Raw genomic sequence first — 15,858 nt, forward strand, 5'->3', positions numbered from 1 at the left:
GTTCGGCGTCGTCGGGGTCGTCCTCCAGGAACAGGACGTTCAGTGCAGTGGACATGGCTGGACCTGCGCGGGGCCGAGGGCGTCGGGGTGGGCGTCGGAACGGGCGCCGGGATGGTCGTCCGGGTGGTTGAGGACCAGCCAGTACATGCCGACCTGCTGGATGGCGTGGAAGAACCGGTCGATCTCGACGGGCTTGACGATGTAGCTGTTGACGCCGAGGGCGTAGCAGGCTTCCAGGTCGCGGTCCTCGGCGGAGGAGGTCAGCATCACCACGGGGATGCGGCGGGTGCGGGCGTCGGCGCGGACCGCCTCCAGCACCTCGATCCCGTCGACCTTGGGCAGCTTGACGTCGAGCAGGATGACCCGGGGCCGGGGCGGAGGGGTCACGCCGGCGTGCGGGCCCCGGCAGAACAGGTAGTCCAGCGCCTCGGCGCCGTCGCGCGCCACCGTGATGTCGTTGGCGAACCCGCCGCGCCGCAGGGCGTGCATGGTCAGCTCGAGGTCGTCGGGGTTGTCCTCGACCAGCAGCACACTGGTGTCAGGCTGCGGCGTCATGGGCGGGCTCCTCGGTCGTGGGAAGGTCGTCGCTGTCGGGGTGGAGGGAGAAGGAGAAGGTCGCCCCCTCGCCGGGTACGGCCTCGGCCCAGATCCGCCCGCCGTGGCGGCGGACCACCCGGGCGGCCAGGGCCAGTCCGATGCCGGTGCCCTCGTAGTCCTCGGCGCGGTGCAGGCGCTGGAAGACCTGGAAGAGCTTGCCGGCGTAACGCATGTCGAAACCGACGCCGTTGTCGGCGACGCGGTAGACGACCCGCCCGCCGGGGCCGGTCACGGCGTCGACGCGCACACGTGCGCCCTCGCGGCCGCGGGTGTACTTGACGGCGTTGCCCAGCAGGTTGGTCAGGACGTGCCGCATCAGGCCGGGGTCGGCGTGGGCGGCCGGCAGGTCGCCGACGGTCAGCGTGACGTCCCGGTCCGCCCGCTCGGCCGCCAGGTCCCGCCACGCCTCGGCGACGAGCTCGTCCATCGCGACCGGGCGGAAGGCCATGCTCTGGCGCTGCAGCCGGGAGAAGGCCAGCAGACCGTCGATGAGCTGCCCCATCCGCTGGGCTCCGTCCCTGATCTTGTTCAGGTAGCGGCGGCCGCTCTCGTCCAGCGTCCCGGAGTGGTCGAGCATCAGCATCTTGGCGAAGCCGTCCACCGAGCGCAGCGGGGCGCGCAGGTCGTGCGAGACGCTGTAGGAGAACGCCTCCAGCTCGGCGTTGGCGTGCCGCAGCCGCTCGGCCTGCTCCTGCAGCTGGGCGGTGCGCTCGGCGACGCGCCGCCCCAGCTCGGCGTTGAGCCGGCGCAGGTCGGCGTTGAGCTCCTCGATCGCCTGCGCCGCCTGCCGGCGCTCGCTGTTGTCCCTGGTGACCATCACGAACCCCCGCAGGGAGCCGTCGGCGTGGCGCACCGCGCTGAGGATGCAGTGTGCCCAGAACCGCGTCCCGTCCCGCCGTACGCGCGGGCCCTCGAACTCGGCCCGGCCGGTCGCGGCGGCCTCCCGCACGAGCCGGCGGGGCTCGCCGGCCACGATGTCCTCGGGGATGAAGAGGACCTCGGCGCCGCGGCCGACGATCTCCTCCTCGGCGTAGCCGGTCAGGCGCCGGGCGTTGGCCGACCAGCTCCGCACCACGCCCTCGGTGTCCAGCATGACGATCGCGTGGTCGCGGGCGCCGTCCAGCAGCAGCTGCAGCCGCTCCTCGGAGCTGCGCACCCGCTCCTCGGCCCGGGTGCGCTCGGTGACGTCGTGGAAGACCGCCACCGCTCCCCGCCGGCCGCCGGGCAGCTCCAGCGGCCGGGCCGAGACCGACACGACGGTCCCCTCGGAGCGGGCGGGGCCGCGGATGACCATCGGCGTCTGGTCGCTGCTCCTGCCCGCCAGGGCCCGGACCATCGGCAGGCGCGCGGTGGGGAACGGGTCCCCGCCGGGGGTGAAGATCCCGAAGTGGGACTGCCAGTCCGCGGGGTCCTCCATGTCGTCGGGAGTCCCGGCGATGGCCGTGGCGGCCGGGTTGTGCAGCAGGAAGCGGCCCGTCTCGTCGACGACGGCCACCCCGTCGCCGATGGTGTCGAGCACCGTGGTCAGGAGCGCGGCCTGGTGGCGCGCCTCGGCCTCCGTCCGGCGCAGTTCGGCGGTGGCGGCCTCCACCTGGGCGTGCGCCCGGGCGCGGGCGCCGGCCAGCACGTTCACCAGCACCGCCAGCAGCAGCGTCACCAGCAGTCCGGCCGTCGTCATCACGGCGCCCAGGTGGGCGCCGCCGCCGGTGAGCGTGGCCAGTTCGGTCCCGACCGTCAGCCGCCACCGCCGGTCGGCCACCGGCACGCTCACCTGGCGGTACGGCATGCCCTCGTGTTCCCGGCCGAGCCGTACGACCTCCGTGCCGTCAGCCTCCAGCGTCAGGTGCAGGTCGCTCCGCTGCGCCCAGGAGACGGTGGAGGCCAGGAAGTCGGCCCCGCGCACGCCGATCACGACCCAGCCGCGCAGCTGCCCGGCCTGCTCCCCCCCGGTGGCGGTCACGGGGGCTGCCAGCACGAAGGAGAGCCGCTGCCGGGCCTTCGGCAGCGTGCGGTCGCGCAGCAGCACGTACGGGTCCGACACCGCCGGGGCGCCCGTGGCCCGTGACCGCCGCAGCGCTCCCGCCGGCTCGGCGACCGGGGCCACGTTGACGCCCAGGGGGGACGGGGAGGCGTCCTCCAGGGGCCGGCGCAGCACGACGAACAGCTGCTCGTCGTGGCCCGCCGCGGGGGTGAGCTCCAGACCGGTCGCGCCGCGGGAGCGCCACAGGCGCTGGGCCTCGGCCACGCCGCCGGTGGGGACGGAGGCGATGAACATGATCGAGGTAGCCCCCCGCAGGCGCATGTACTCCAGCGGGCGGGTCGCCTCCTCGAAACCGGCCCGGGTGGGATCCGGCCCGGCCGCCAGGTCGTCGGCGGTCATGCGCAGCGCGTCCACGTACCGCTGCAGTTCGGCGGAGGCCGTCGCCTGCGCGCTCACCGCGCGCCGGTCGATCGCCGCGTCGGCCGAGCGCCGCTGCGCCGCCTGGACCACCGTGCCCAGCACCAGCGAGAGCAGCGCGCCGGCGACCAGGACCACCGCCGCCGGTGCGTGGACCGAGCGCGGCAGACCGGGACGCAGGCGGTCGGGGAGCTTCTTCACGCCCACCGTCATCGGCCCCGCGCGGCGGCACCTGAGCACGAATCCCCCGTAGCCCCCGCGCCGCGTCAGATGAGGACCAAAGTCACCGATGCGCCGATCGGGTAAAGCCGGGCCGTCCCCTGCCGATGGAGCGGGCATCATCGCCGACGCTTGGAGAGAACAGATGGCAGCGATCCTGCTCGTCGAGGACGACGCCAACATCAGGGACCTGGTCGCCTTCCGCCTGGAGTTGTCCGGCCACGAGGTGACCGCGGTGGAGGACGGGCCGCAGGCCTGGACCGCCGCCCAGGAGAAGCCGCCGGCCGTCGCCGTACTCGACATCATGCTGCCCGGCTACTCCGGCCTGGAGCTCTGCCGCAAGCTGCGCGCGGCCCGGTCCACCTCCGACATCGCCATCATCATGCTGACCGCCCGCGGGCAGGAGAGCGACGTGGAGGAGGGGTTCAACGCCGGAGCCGACGACTACATCATCAAGCCGTTCAGCCCCCGTGAGCTGGCCCTGCGCGTCGACGCGCTGCTCACGCGCGGGCGGCGCTGAACGAGGCCGGACGGCACCGAGCGGCGCCGAACGGCATCCGGCACACCGCCCGACACCGATCCCGCACCCTCCGAGAGAAGCCCATGCACCAGGCACGTCCGGCCACCGACATCCTGTGGGAGCGCGGCGGCCGCCCCGCGACCGCCTCCTCCGCGCCCCCGCGGACGCCCGCCGACGAGATCCAGCTGATCACCGAGATCATCGACACCCGGTCGGTCCAGGTGACGTTCCAGCCCGTCCGCGACGTGCCCAGCGGGCAGACCGCGGGCTTCACCGCGCGGGTCAACGGCCCCCGGGGCACCGCGCTGCACGCCCCCGACCGGCTGTTCTCCGCGGCCCGCGCGATCGGCCGGGCCGGTGAGCTCGACTGGATCTGCCGCGCCGAGGCGTTCCGCAAGCTGATGGACCAGCGACTGCCCCGCGCGGTCTCGCTCTTCGTCCACCTGAGCGCCGACTCCCTGGTCACCGAGTGCCCCGACGACCTGCTCCCCGTCGTCTGGGAGGCGGCGGCCCGCCTTCGGATCTTCGCCGAGCTCGACGGCGCGGCCCTCGAGCGCTATCCCTGGCAGGCGGTGGAGGCCGTGCGCGCCGCCCGGGCGGACGGCTGGGGCGTGGCGCTGTCCGGCGTCGACCCCACCGCCAAGGCCCAGCCGCTGCTGCCGGCCCTGGAGCCCGACGTCATCGCCGTCGACGCCTCCCGGCTGCACGCCGCCGCGGCGCTGGGCGCCGTACTCGGCCACGGCGAGTCCTACCCGGCGACCCTGCTGGTCTCCGGCGTCGACGACGGGTCCGCGCACCGGCGGGCGCGCGATCTCGGCGGCGTCTACCAGCAGGGGGCCTTCCACGCCCCCGCCGGTGCGCTGCCGGCGGCCATGCCCCTGCTGGCGGCACCGATCCCGACCCGGCGCGTGCCCGCCGGCGGGCCCGCCACCCCCTGGGAGCTGGCCGTCCAGGCCGGCGCCTACACCACGCCCGAGCTGACCCGCGCGGAGGCCGACGACCTCGTCCTGACGCTGCTCGGCCCGTCGCTCACCGCCGAGGTCCCGCGCGTCTCGGGCCTGCTGCTCGCCACGGACCACACCCGGGCGCCCCGGCTCGGTGAGCTCTACCGCGGCCTGGTCGACAGGTCCCCGCTGGTCCTGCTGCTCGGGCCGGACGCCGCGCGGCACGCCGGCCGGCAGGTCCGCGCGGCGGACCTGACCGCGGGCCATCCCCTGGTCGGCCAGAGCTGCCTGGTCGCGTTCTCCCCCTCCCGCGCGCTGGTGGCCGTCACCCGCCGCGCCCCGGGGCGGCGCGACCGGTGGGAGGCGGCCGTCAGCGAGAACCCCGACCTGGCCGGCCGCGTCCTGCGCGCGCTGATGCACACGATCAGCGCGCTGGAGGACGACCGCTGAGAGCGGCTCCGCCGCCGCGGGACCGGGCCGCACGGAGCACGACGCGGGACGGGCGCGCCGGCGGCGGATGGCCCGGGAGGAGGGCCGCGGGGACCCGCGTCGCCACCTGCCGAAGGCGATCGTGTACTCCCTGGTCGTTTCGATGGCCCTGTACGTGCCGGCCTGCCTGGTGCTGACGGGCATGCAGCACCACACGGAGATCGACCCGGGGAGCGGTTTCTCCTCCGCCTTCCGGGCGGCTGGCCTGCGCGGCCTGGCGGACGTGATAGCGCTCGGCGTGGTCTTCTCGCTCTGGCTGACCACCTTCCTGCAGCGGAGCCCGGGGGTCCGGGCTCCGCGTGACCGGCCGGGGTCAGCGGGCTCTCCGCACGACCGCGAAGTAGCCGGGGACCTTCACGGAGGCCGTGTCGGACTCGGGGTCCACCGCGTCCAACTCGACGGCGCCGGAGGCGACGTGCTCCCAGCCGTCGGCCGGGCCGAAGAAGCGCTCGAGCTCGGCGTCGCCGAACCGGCTGGAGTGCAGGACGCCCGCCCGCTCCAGCGGGCGCACCAGCGTCGCGGCCCGGCCGCGGTCGCCTCCCACGACGCCCAGGTAGCCGAAGGACGACTCCTCGTAGGCGGGCTCCAGCAGGATGAGCACCCCGCGCCCGCCCGTCAGCTCGCCCACCGTCTCCGCGAAGGCGGCGCGGCCGGCGTCGTCGAGCACGTGCAGCACCGCGCGGACGAACACGTTGGCGTCACCGATCTCCTGGGCCAGCTCCGCGCCCTCCTCCGGCCGGGTCGCGTCCAGGGTCTGGAAGGCCGTGCGGGGGCGGCCCGCCGACTCGGCGACGGCGTGGGCGATGGCGCTCGCCGAGACGTCGGTGCCGATCGCCGCGGGGAAGTGCTCGGCGAAGGCCCGGGTGAACCGGCCGTTGCCGCAGCCGATGTCCACGACCGGCAGGGCGCGGTCCATCCTCCGCACGGCCACCCCGACCCACGCGGCGAGCTCGGAGTCGCTGTCGGGGTCCCAGAGCACGTCGCCGCCGGCGCCGGTCCGCTCGACACCGGACCAGAACTGCTCCCAGGCGTCGCCGGTGTCACGCGCGCCCCGCCCCCCGGCCGCCGAGGCGGCCAGCGCCGCGACGTCGAACGGGCCGAGGCCGAAGGAGCCGGCGTGCCAGGAGGCGGGGTCGTCGACGAGCCTCCGCAGGATCTCGGTGTAGGCGTCGAACATCTCCTCCACCAGGCCGTCGGGGAAGAGCCCGGGCAGGAAGTCCCAGTTGATCAGCAGTTCGCCGGCGACCTCGAACACCTGGAAGTCGATGGAGACCTGCGGGGTCTGCGAGATGGAGTAGGTCGCCTCGCCCAGCGAGGCCGCGAAGGCGCGGGGCGGGTGCCCGGCCAGGCTGGTCAGGACGATCGGCATGGCGGGGGCCATCGTGCCGCGCCTGCGGGCCAGGGCGCGCAGCACCTGGACCCCGCTGAAGTAGCGGTGCTCCAGGTCCGCCCAGAGCTGGGCCTGCAGGGCCTGCGCCCGTTCGGCGAACGTCCCGTCGAACTTCTCCACCGCCAGCAGCATCGTGGTCGTGGTGTCGCCCAGCAGCCCGTTGACGTCGGGGTGGAGCGGGAGCCGGTTGAAGATCGGGAAGTTGATGGTGAAGCGCTCCATACCGCTCCACGCCCGGAGCGTCTCGGCGAAGATCGCGCAGAGCAGGACCGAGGGGGTGACGCCGAACTCGGTGGCCTGCGCCTTCACCCGGTCCCAGGTCGCCGCGTCCAGGCGGTGGTCGCGGCGGTCGAACCGGATGGGCAGCGTCTCCTGCTCCGGCGGGCGGCCGGGCAGCACCGGCGCCGGCGGCAGGGAGTCGATCCGGTCGAGCCAGTAGATCTCCGAACGCCGGTAGACGTCGCTGGCGGCGAGCCGGTCGCGGCCGCCGATGACGTAGTCGCGGAACGTCAGCCGGAGCGGCGGCAGATCCTCGTCGGGGCGCTCGTAGAGCTGGACCAGGTCGGGGATCAGCACCTGGAAGTAGCTCCAGGCGTCGGAGATGAGGAAGTCCAGGCTGAGGTGGATGCGGACCTTCCACGGTCCGGGCAGGATCGACAGCCGCACGTCGAACAGCGGCCAGTGGCCGTCGTCGAGCACCTGGTGGGAGAGCCGCTCGCGCAGCCGGAGCAGCACCGCCTCGGCCTCGGCGGGGTCGGCGCCGCGCAGGTCCAGGACGTCGATGTCGTAGTCCGGCGGCTCGGCGAGCACCTGCTGGAGCCCGTCGGGGCGGATCACCGTGCGCAGCGCGTCGTGACGCAGGACCAGCTTGCGCCAGGCGGCCGTGAAGCGCTCGATGTCGAGGTGGTCGCTCTCCCACTCGAAGTAGCCGTGGCAGCCCACGTTGCCCAGGTCGACCGCGTCGCCCCGGCCGACCCAGAGCGCCTGCTGGCACTCGGTGAGCGGGAACGGCTGGAACCGGTTCTCCGGGTCGGGCTCGATCGCGGACATGCCGCCGAAGTCGGAGCGGCCGGTGGTCCGGCTGGTGGTGACGAGCTCGGCGAGTCCCGCGATGGTCGGGCTGCGGTACAGGTCGGGCAGGCTCAGCTCCACGGCGAACACCGTGCGGACCTCGTCGATGAGCCGGAAGGCCAGCAGCGAGTGCCCGCCCAGCTCGAAGAAGTTGTCGTGCACACCGATCCGCTCGGCCCGGAACAGCGCCGCCCAGATGCGTTCCAGTGCGGTCTCGGCCTCGTCGCGCGGCGCGACGGCCTGCGCGCCCGTGTCGAGCGCGGCCGGCTCGGGCAGCGCCCGCAGGTCCAGCTTGCCGTTGGCCAGCCGGGGCAGCGCGTCGAGCGCGACGACGGCGGCCGGGACCATGTACTGCGGGAGCCTGCGGGAGACGTAGGTGCGCACGGCCCGCGCCTCGGCCGAGGCGGGGGCGACGTAGGCGACCAGCCGGGTGCCCGCCCACTCCTCCTCACGTGCGACCACGACGGCCTCCGTCACCCCGGGGGCGGCGGCGACCACGGTCTCGACCTCGCCCAGTTCCACCCGGAAACCGCGGACCTTCACCTGCGCGTCGGAGCGGCCGAGGAGCTCGACCGCCCCGTCCGGCCGATAGCGGGCCAGGTCGCCGGTGTCGTACAGCACCGCGGACGGCTCCTCGGCCAGCGGGTTGAGCCGGAACCTCGCCGCGGTCAGCTCGTCGCGGCGGTGGTAGCCCGCGGCGACGCCGGCGCCCGCGACGTGCAGCCGCCCGACCACTCCCGCCGGGACGGGGGTGCCGAACTCGTCGAGGATGTAGACCCTCGTGTTGGCGATCGGGCGGCCGACCGGCACCGGTCGCGCGGCGCGCACCTCCTCGGGCGTGGCCTGGGAGGTCAGGTCGGAGCCGGCGCCGAGGTCCAGGCAGGAGAGCACGTTGGTGGTCTCCGTCGAGCCGTACGTCATCACGACCCGGAACGGCGTGTCGGCGGGCGGCCAGCTGTGCACCCGCTCGGCGGTCGTGACCATCACCCGCAGCGCGGTGCCGCCGGGCCACTCCAGCGGCCACACGCGCTCGGCCAGGGCGGCCACCAGCATCGTGTGGGTGACCCGCTCGGCGACCAGCCAGTCCCTGACCTGCTCGGGGGTGCGCTCCTCCACCTCCCCCACGCACACGGTGACGCCGAGCGCGAGGTACGGCATCCACTCCATGAGCTGTACGGCGAAGCCGGGCGTGGACAGCCAGGAGGCGCGGTCGCCGGGGCGCACGCCGTAGGCCCGCCGGGTCCAGTGCACGAGGTTGACCAGGGCGCCGTGCCGTTCCAGGACCGCCTTGGGCCGCCCGGTCGAGCCGGAGGTGTAGATGAGGTGGCTGACCGTGTCGCCGGTCAGCTCCACGGCCGGGGCGCCGGTCGGCTCGGCGTCGAACTCGGAGGCGTCGACGCGCAGCGCCCGCACGCCGCCGGGCACCCGTTCGAGCAGCGTCTCGGGGGCCAGGACGGCGACGGGCTCCGCGTCCTCGACCATCTGGGCGATGCGGGCGTCGGGGTTGACCGGGTCGAGCGGCACGACGGCCGCGCCGGACTTCAGGACGCCCAGGACGGCGACGACGAAGTCGGCCCCGCGCGGGCACAGCAGGCCGACGCGTTCGCCCGTGCCCGCGCCGACGCGCCGCAGGAAGTGCGCGATCCGGTTCGCGCGGGCCTCCAGCTCGCCGAAGGTGACCACCCGCGTCCCGTGGACCACGGCCGGCGCGTCCGGCGTCGCGGCGGCGCACGCGCCGACCAGCGCGGGGTAGTCGCCGCGCGGCCAGTCCGCGGCGGTGTCGTTCCACTCCACGAGCAGCCGCCTGCGCTCGCCGTCGTCCAGCAGCGGCAGTTCGGCGACGGGTGCGTCCCCGGCGCGGCGCGCGGCGGAGGCGAACGTGATCAGGTGGCGGGCCATGCTCGCGGCCGTCTCCGGTGACCACAGGTCGGCGGCGGCCAGCAGCACCGCGCCGTCGCCGGTGACGAGCAGGGTGAGGTCGGACCGGATGCCGCCGCCGTGCTCGCCGGTGGTCAGCGCCGCGGTGACCCCGCGGGTCTCCGTCCCGGCCGTGTCCCCGGCCGTGTCCCCGGCCGTGTCCCCGGCGGTGTCCCCGGTTCCGGGGGCGCCCCGGCCGACCGGCCGGGCCGTGACGCGCGCGGCCAGCACGCGCACGCTGTCGGCGGGCGCGACGCCGTAGCGGTGGGTCAGTCCGTCCGGACCGGTCAGGGCGATGTCCACCGCGCCGCTGTAGCGGTGCAGGAAGGCCAGGAACACCGCGGTCCACCACGTCGTGCTGCGGCCCTCGACGGGGACCGGCGCGCTCACGTGTCCCGCGGGCTCCCCGGGGCTCCCGCCGGCCCTGCTCCGGTCGGTCGGCAGGTCGAGGTAGTCGGGGACGGCCGCCCGCCCGTCATGATCAATGATCTTGATAGCCACGCTGGTGCCTCCTTGGGCGACACGGGAAGAGAGGGGTCAGGCGGTCGCGGGGACCCGGGCGGGCGAGAGCCGTACCGGCAGGCGGCGCAGGCCCCAGGTGAAGTTCGACGCGTTGTAGACCGGGTCACCGGTCACTTCGATCCGCTCGACCCGCCGGGTCAGCTCCGCCACGAAGGCGCTCAGCTCCAGGCGGGCCAGGCGGGCGCCCAGGCACAGGTGGGGGCCGTGACCGAAGGCGATGTGCCGGTTGGGGGCGCGGTCGACGAGGAACCGGCCGGGCCGGTCGAACATCTCCTCGTCGCGGTTGGCGGAGACGTTCCACAGCGTCACCCGGTCGCCGGGCTCCACGCGGACGCCGCCGACCAGGGCCGGTCGCATCACGGTGCGCAGCGCGTGCACCCCGGGGGTCGTCCAGCGGAGGATCTCCTCGGCCGCGGCGGGCGCCGCGGCCGCGCCCGCGGCCCGCAGCAGGGCCCACTGCGCGGGGTCGCGCGCCAGGGCGAGCACGCCCCCGGCCGCGGAGTAGCGCGTCGTCTCGTTCGCCCCGGCCAGCACGCCGTTGCAGTTGAAGATGATCTCCTCGTCGGTGAGCGGCCGCTCCTCGCCGGCGGCGCCGGCGGTCCGGCGCTCGGCGGCGATGGCGCTGACGAAGTCGTCGCCCGGCCGGGTCCTGCGCTCGTGCAACAGGTCGGCGAAGTAGAGGAAGATCTCGCCGTGCGCGCCGCTCCGCTCGGCCTCGTCCTCCGATTCGAAGGCGGCGGTGGTGACGTCGCCGATCCACTCCCGGTCCTCACGGGGGATGCCCATGAGCGCGCACACCACATGGTTGGGGATCTTCTTCGCGACGTCGATGAAGTCGACCTCGCCGGACTCGGCCGCCTCCCCCACCACCTCGGCGACGACCCGCCGCACCAGCTCCTCCAGCCGGGGCATGGCCGACGGTCCGAAGGACCTCTGGAGCACCCGCTTGAGCCGGGTGTGGTCGGGGGCGTCGGAGACGATCAGCATCCGCTGGGAGACGGCCGCGACGGCGCCGGCGTCGCTGTCGAGGCGCATGCCGTACCGCGAGCTGAAGGTCCCGGCGTCGGCGTAGACGGCGGCGATGTCGCGGTGGCGGCTGACCACCCAGAAACCGGGGCCGTCCGGCTCGGGGTGCCGGTGGACCGGCGCGTGCTCCCGCAGCCAGGCGAAGACCGGCCAGAAGGCGTCCCGGGCGAAGAGCCCGGGGTCGAGGAGGTCCACTCCCGTGTCCGGCGTGTCACGCATGTCCGGCTCCCGCCGGCCGGCGGAGGTGCGCCGGGCGCGTGTCGGTCCAGCACCGGTCGACGTGGGCGACGCATTCCTCCTCGGTCCCGCCGAAGCCGGCCGCCAGCCACCCGGAGGGCTCCTCGGCCCCCTCCGGGTGCAGCGCGTACTGCCCGGCCCCGTTGACCAGCACCGTGTAGCGGTGGGTCCCGTCGTTCACTTCCGGCTCCTCTCAGACTCGGGTGGCCTCGCGGAGCCGCTCCCGCAGCAGCGGCAGGACCGCGCCGGGACGCTCCAGGCAGAAGTAGTGGCCGCCGGGGAAGAGGCGGCGGCGGAATCCCGCGGCGGCGTGCTCCCGCCAGCCGGCGAGCTGCTCGGGGGTGACGGTCCCGTCGTCCCGGCCGCCCCACGCCTCGACCGGGCAGGGCGCCCCTCCGGCGGCGGCGTCGTGCGTGTAGGTCAGGGAGAGCCGGGCGTCGTGCCGCAGGACCTCCAGGGCCAGCTCGCGGCTGTCCTCGTCGAGGTCGTCGTCGCCGAGCCCCCGGGCGGCCAGCAGCCGTGCGAGTTCGTCCTCCCCCTCGGTCAGGCCTCGGCCGGCGCCGGTCCACATGCCGGGGGGACGGCAGGCGGCCACGACCAGCGCGTCCGGGGCACGGCCGTACCGGCCGCCGAGGGCCCGGGTGATCTCGTAGCCGAGCAGCCCGCCGAAGCTGTTGCCGAAGACGACGAGCGGAACCCCGCTCCCGGCCACGCCGGCCAGCTCGGCGACGACCGCGCCGACGACCTCCTCGACCGTGCGCGCCGGCGGGTCGGTGAAGCGGTTCTCCCGGCCGGGGAGCTGCACACCGACCACGGACACCTCCGGGCCCAGCGCGTCCTGCCAGGAGCGGAACTGGCCGCAGCCCGCACCCGCCTGCGGCAGGCACAGCAGTGTCGGGCGGGGCGGCGCCGCACCGGACGGGGGCGGCCAGGACACCAGCCACGGGCGGCTCATGCCGTACCCACCAGGGAGTCCGCGGCGAGCCGGTCCAGCGCGGCGGCCAGGCCCGCCGCGCTGGGGGCGGCCAGCAGGTGCGCCATCGTCAGGCGCAGCCCGGTACGGCGGCGCAGCGCCGAGACCGCCCGGGCGGCCAGCAGCGAGTGCCCCCCGATCTCGAAGAAGTCGGCCTCGGCGTCCTCGACGGGCCGGGCGAGCAGTTCGCCCAGCACGTCGCAGACCAGGCGCTCGCGCTCGTCCCGCGGCGGCCGTCCGGCCGACGACCTGGGCGGGGAGAGCCGGGCGAGCGCGGCGCGGTCGACCTTGCCCGTGGGGAGGGTCGGCAGCGCCGCCACGACGTCCACCACGGCGGGGACCATCGCCTCCGGCAGACCCGCCGCGCAGCGGGACCGGACCTCCGCCGCGAGCCGGGCGGCCGCGCCCGGTCCGGCGCCCGGTCCGGCGCCCGTGCCCGTACCCGTACCCGTGGCCGTACCCGTGGCCGTGGTCGTGGTCGTGGTCACGGTCGCGACCTGGTCCTGGGCCGTGGTCACGGGCGGCTCCCCGGCCGGGGCCGGGGAGCCGGGCACCACGGCGAGCCCGATCGCGTCACCGGCCTCCGTCACGAAGGCCGCGGCGGCGCGGAGGCCGGGCGCCCGCAGCGCCACGCGCTCGATCTCGCCGAGCTCCACGCGCAGGCCACGCACCTTGACCTGCTCGTCCAGCCGGCCGCGGTACTCCAGTTGCCCGTCGGGCCGCTCGACCACCACGTCGCCGGTCCGGTACATCCTGTCGCCGGCCTCCCCGAAGGGGTCGGGGACGAACCGGGAGGCGGTCAGGCCCGGCCGGTTGCGGTACCCGCGGGCGACGGCGGCCCCGGCGAGGTAGAGCTCTCCGGGGACGCCCGGCGGTACCGGACGGCGGTGCCCGTCGAGGACGCGGGCCCGGTAGCCGGGAAGCGGCCGGCCGATCGTCCGCACGTCGTCGCCGCGCCCGCTGTCGGCCCAGGTGGCCGCGATCGTCGTCTCCGTCGGGCCGTAGACGTTGAGGATCCGCCGCCCCGCGCCGAACCGGCCCACCAGCTCCGGCGGGCAGGGCTCCCCGGCCACGACCAGGACCCGGGCGCTGGGTATGTCCCCGGTGCAGGAGGCGAGCAGCGACGGCGTGAGGCAGACGGTGCGCGGGCGCACCGCGTCGAGCGCCGCGTCGAGTCCCTCCTCCAGGTCCACCAGGGCCACGCCCTGCCCGTGGCACAGGTACAGCAGCGTGCACCACAGCCACCCGTCGAACGCCGGGGACACGGCGTTGACGCCGAGCCCGCCGGGTGCCAGCTCCAGGTGGGCGAGGGCGTCGAGCAGGGTGTCGAGTCCCCGGTAGGTGACCTCCACACCCTTGGGCCAGCCGGTGGTGCCGGAGGTGTAGATGACGTAGGCGCAGTCGTCCGGGTCCGGAGCCGTGGCCCAGGCGCTCGCGTGCCGCCCGGCCTCCTCGGCCGGGACGAGCGTGCGCGACCGGGGGATCTCGGCGCCGGGCGGGAGCCGGTCGCCGAGCAGGATCCGCGCCCCGGCATCGCGCAGGACGAAGCTGATCCGGTCGGCCGGGTGCCCGTCGTCGACCGGCACGGCCGTGGCGCCCGCCCGCCAGATCGCGAGCAGTCCCGGCACCGACCAGCGCGACCTGCCGGTGCACAGGCCGACGGGGGTCTGCGGGCCGGCCCCGGCCGCGACCAGGGAGGCGGCGAGCGCGTCGACGTGGCGGGCCAGCTCCGCGAAGCGGAACTCGCCGTCCGGCGCGCGGACCGCGGTGGCCGCGGGAGCCTGCCGGGCCCACCGGAGCACCGCGTCGAGGACGCGTCTCGCGCCCGCGTACCCGCCCGGAACGTCTGGAGTCGAACTGTGGGTCATCGGAGCTCCTGCTTCGTGACGTGGATCGCACCCGGTCCGCCCGGACGGGGCCGACCGTTGATATTCGACATATTCCGGAAAATAGATAAAAACGGTTAAACGCGGGTTATCTCTCCCGGCGGTCCCGATAAAGGCCGGGGTCGAGGGGAATCTCCGGGGACGAACCGCCCCGGGACACGCCGCCGTATCCGGCGTCGGACGCCGTCAGCGCGAGGAGCACCAGAACGGCGACGGCGGGCAGCGCGAGAACGCCCGCGGCGGCGCCCGCCGCGAGGATGGTCGTGAGCGCCAGAGCCGTGAGCGCCAGGACCGACACGGCGCCGAGCAGCCGGCGGGGTGCCCGGGCGGACCGGCCGCCGCCCCAGGCGGTCACTGCGGGCCCGCCAGGGCGGCCAGCGTCTCACCGCGGACCTGCGGGGACCGCGGAACCTGCGCGGGCCGGACCGGTTCACCGCGCTCCGGTCCGCCGGGCACCGGAGCGGCGCTCCGGGACAGGACCTGGTCGAGCATGAGGCCGAGCTGCCGCCGCGTGCGCTCCACCCCGGGCGAGACGTCGCCGTCCGGCAGGGAGTCCCCTGCCACGCCGACGCCGAGCGGCGTGGGCCACCCGCGCAGGGCGTGCACGATGGCGCGCATCGTGGCCAGGGTCGCGGCCGCCCCCTGCTCCCCGCCGGCCAGGGCGACGCATCCCACCGCCCTGCCGTCGAAGAAGGGGCGCTCGTCGGCGGCCAGCTCGTTGACGTAGTCCAGGGCGTTCTTGAGCAGGCCGGACACGCTGCCGTGGTAGGAGGGCGTCACCAGCACGACGCCGTCGGCACGGACCAGGTCGTCCAGGAAGCGGACCACCCCGGGGCCGTGCCGGCCGGTGCCGGGATAGAACGGGAAGTCCAGCTCGGCGCCCCGGAAGAGGGTGGCGCTCGCGCCTCGCGCGCGGAACTCCCGCGCACACCAGCGGGCCAGGCGCTCCGTACGCGAGCCGGCGTTCAGCGCGCCGCTCAGCACGGTGACATGAGGGGTGATGGGCATTTCCGCTCCTGTCTGTTCGGTTGGCGGGACGGGTCACGGTCGGGCGGGGCGGTGGGATCCTCCGGAGCGCGTCCCTGGGCTCCCGGTCCGCTAGCCGCCGTCGAGGCGCTCCAGCGCCCCCTCCTCGAGCAGCCGCACGCGGTGTCCCGTGGCGAACATGCGGCTGCCGTCCTCGGCGAAGGGATCGGGGACGAAACGGCTCACCGTCGCCGCCGGGTCGTCCAGGTAACCGCGGGCGACCACCCTGCCCCCCACGTAGAGGGAGCCCACGGCGCCCACGGGGAGCGGCCGGATGTCGTCGTCCAGGGCGTACAGGCGGCACCCGGGGAACGGCGGGCCGACCAGGGTCCGGGCCGGGCCCGGCCCGGCGGCGGGCGGCGTGCGCGCGGCGCACGCGACCCCGGTCTCCAGGGACCCGTAGAAACGCGCGGAGCACCACCGCGGCCCGGGAGGCGCGCCGGGCCCGTCCGGCGACAGGACCAGCTCGGCCCCGCCGCACAGCGCACGGAGGAGGCCGGCGTTGACGGCCCCAGCGGAGAGACGGCCCCGCACGGTGACGCGCTCGCCCGCGCGGACCGGCGGCACGCCCTCCAGCAGGGCGTCCAGCTGGCCGTGCTCCAGCACGACGCCCCGCGACCCGCGGTCCGCCGGGTGGTAGAGC

12 protein-coding genes are annotated in these 15,858 nt (G+C 75.5%); 2 read left to right on the forward strand and 10 right to left on the reverse strand.

Going from position 1 to position 15,858, the window contains the following annotated elements:
- Nucleotides 1-39: 39 nt before the first annotated feature.
- Both ACFOWE_RS24655 and ACFOWE_RS24660 read right to left on the reverse strand, forming a co-directional pair.
- Nucleotides 40-555, reverse strand: coding sequence for a response regulator (locus ACFOWE_RS24655; protein WP_377291749.1), 516 nt, complete (start codon nt 553-555; stop codon nt 40-42).
- On the reverse strand, nt 539-3,196 hold the full coding sequence (locus ACFOWE_RS24660; RefSeq protein WP_377291751.1) for a PAS domain S-box protein: 2,658 nt from the start codon (nt 3,194-3,196) through the stop codon (nt 539-541). Before ACFOWE_RS24660 ends, ACFOWE_RS24655 begins: the two co-directional genes overlap by 17 nt.
- 163 nt (nt 3,197-3,359) lie before the next feature.
- Between ACFOWE_RS24660 and ACFOWE_RS24665 the strand changes: the two genes are divergently transcribed.
- Together ACFOWE_RS24665 and ACFOWE_RS24670 are read left to right on the forward strand one after the other, a co-directional pair.
- A complete protein-coding gene (locus tag ACFOWE_RS24665) occupies nt 3,360-3,734 on the forward strand; it encodes a response regulator transcription factor (protein ID WP_377291753.1) in 375 nt (124 codons plus the stop codon).
- A gap of 83 nt (nt 3,735-3,817) precedes the next feature.
- Nucleotides 3,818-5,128 carry an EAL domain-containing protein gene (locus tag ACFOWE_RS24670; protein ID WP_377291755.1) on the forward strand — a complete coding sequence of 437 codons (1,311 nt, stop codon included), beginning with the start codon at nt 3,818-3,820 and terminating at the stop codon, nt 5,126-5,128.
- A gap of 352 nt (nt 5,129-5,480) precedes the next feature.
- On the opposite strand, the gene ACFOWE_RS24675 is transcribed toward ACFOWE_RS24670, so the two are convergent.
- The 8 genes from ACFOWE_RS24675 to ACFOWE_RS24710 form a co-directional block, all read right to left on the reverse strand.
- Nucleotides 5,481-10,046 carry an amino acid adenylation domain-containing protein gene (locus tag ACFOWE_RS24675; protein WP_377291757.1) on the reverse strand — a complete coding sequence of 1,522 codons (4,566 nt, stop codon included), beginning with the start codon at nt 10,044-10,046 and terminating at the stop codon, nt 5,481-5,483.
- 36 nt (nt 10,047-10,082) lie between these two features.
- Nucleotides 10,083-11,312: a cytochrome P450 gene (locus ACFOWE_RS24680; RefSeq protein ID WP_377291759.1), complete on the reverse strand. Its 1,230-nt coding sequence runs from the start codon at nt 11,310-11,312 to the stop codon at nt 10,083-10,085.
- Nucleotides 11,305-11,511 carry an MbtH family protein gene (locus ACFOWE_RS24685; protein WP_377291761.1) on the reverse strand — a complete coding sequence of 69 codons (207 nt, stop codon included), beginning with the start codon at nt 11,509-11,511 and terminating at the stop codon, nt 11,305-11,307. The genes ACFOWE_RS24680 and ACFOWE_RS24685 overlap by 8 nt, the downstream gene beginning before the upstream one ends.
- Before the next feature lie 12 nt (nt 11,512-11,523).
- A complete protein-coding gene (locus ACFOWE_RS24690; protein ID WP_377291763.1) occupies nt 11,524-12,285 on the reverse strand; it encodes a thioesterase II family protein in 762 nt (253 codons plus the stop codon).
- Nucleotides 12,282-14,171, reverse strand: coding sequence for a non-ribosomal peptide synthetase (locus tag ACFOWE_RS24695; protein WP_377291765.1), 1,890 nt, complete (start codon nt 14,169-14,171; stop codon nt 12,282-12,284). The genes ACFOWE_RS24690 and ACFOWE_RS24695 overlap by 4 nt, the downstream gene beginning before the upstream one ends.
- Nucleotides 14,172-14,277: 106 nt before the next feature.
- Nucleotides 14,278-14,544: a hypothetical protein gene (locus ACFOWE_RS24700; RefSeq protein WP_377291767.1), complete on the reverse strand. Its 267-nt coding sequence runs from the start codon at nt 14,542-14,544 to the stop codon at nt 14,278-14,280.
- Entirely contained in the window at nt 14,541-15,197 is a 657-nt protein-coding gene (locus ACFOWE_RS24705) for an NADPH-dependent FMN reductase (protein ID WP_377291769.1), read from the reverse strand. The genes ACFOWE_RS24700 and ACFOWE_RS24705 overlap by 4 nt, the downstream gene beginning before the upstream one ends.
- Before the next feature lie 90 nt (nt 15,198-15,287).
- Nucleotides 15,288-15,858, reverse strand: a 571-nt coding sequence (locus ACFOWE_RS24710) for an AMP-binding protein (RefSeq protein WP_377291771.1), incomplete at its 5' end; no start/stop codon positions are given.

The sequence above is a fragment of the Planomonospora corallina genome (assembly GCF_042650625.1).
GTDB lineage: Bacteria > Actinomycetota > Actinomycetes > Streptosporangiales > Streptosporangiaceae > Planomonospora_B > Planomonospora_B corallina.

Bases quoted from the DNA above. Each gene is read 5' to 3' on its own strand.
- ACFOWE_RS24670 (WP_377291755.1), top strand. From the start codon at position 3,818: ATGCACCAGGCACGTCCGGCCACCGACATCCTGTGGGAGCGCGGCGGC.
- ACFOWE_RS24665 (WP_377291753.1), top strand. From the start codon at position 3,360: ATGGCAGCGATCCTGCTCGTCGAGGACGACGCCAACATCAGGGACCTG.
- ACFOWE_RS24690 (WP_377291763.1), bottom strand. From the start codon at position 12,285: ATGAGCCGCCCGTGGCTGGTGTCCTGGCCGCCCCCGTCCGGTGCGGCG.
- ACFOWE_RS24705 (WP_377291769.1), bottom strand. From the start codon at position 15,197: ATGCCCATCACCCCTCATGTCACCGTGCTGAGCGGCGCGCTGAACGCC.
- ACFOWE_RS24695 (WP_377291765.1), bottom strand. From the start codon at position 14,171: ATGACCCACAGTTCGACTCCAGACGTTCCGGGCGGGTACGCGGGCGCG.
- ACFOWE_RS24655 (WP_377291749.1), bottom strand. From the start codon at position 555: ATGACGCCGCAGCCTGACACCAGTGTGCTGCTGGTCGAGGACAACCCC.
- ACFOWE_RS24680 (WP_377291759.1), bottom strand. From the start codon at position 11,312: ATGCGTGACACGCCGGACACGGGAGTGGACCTCCTCGACCCCGGGCTC.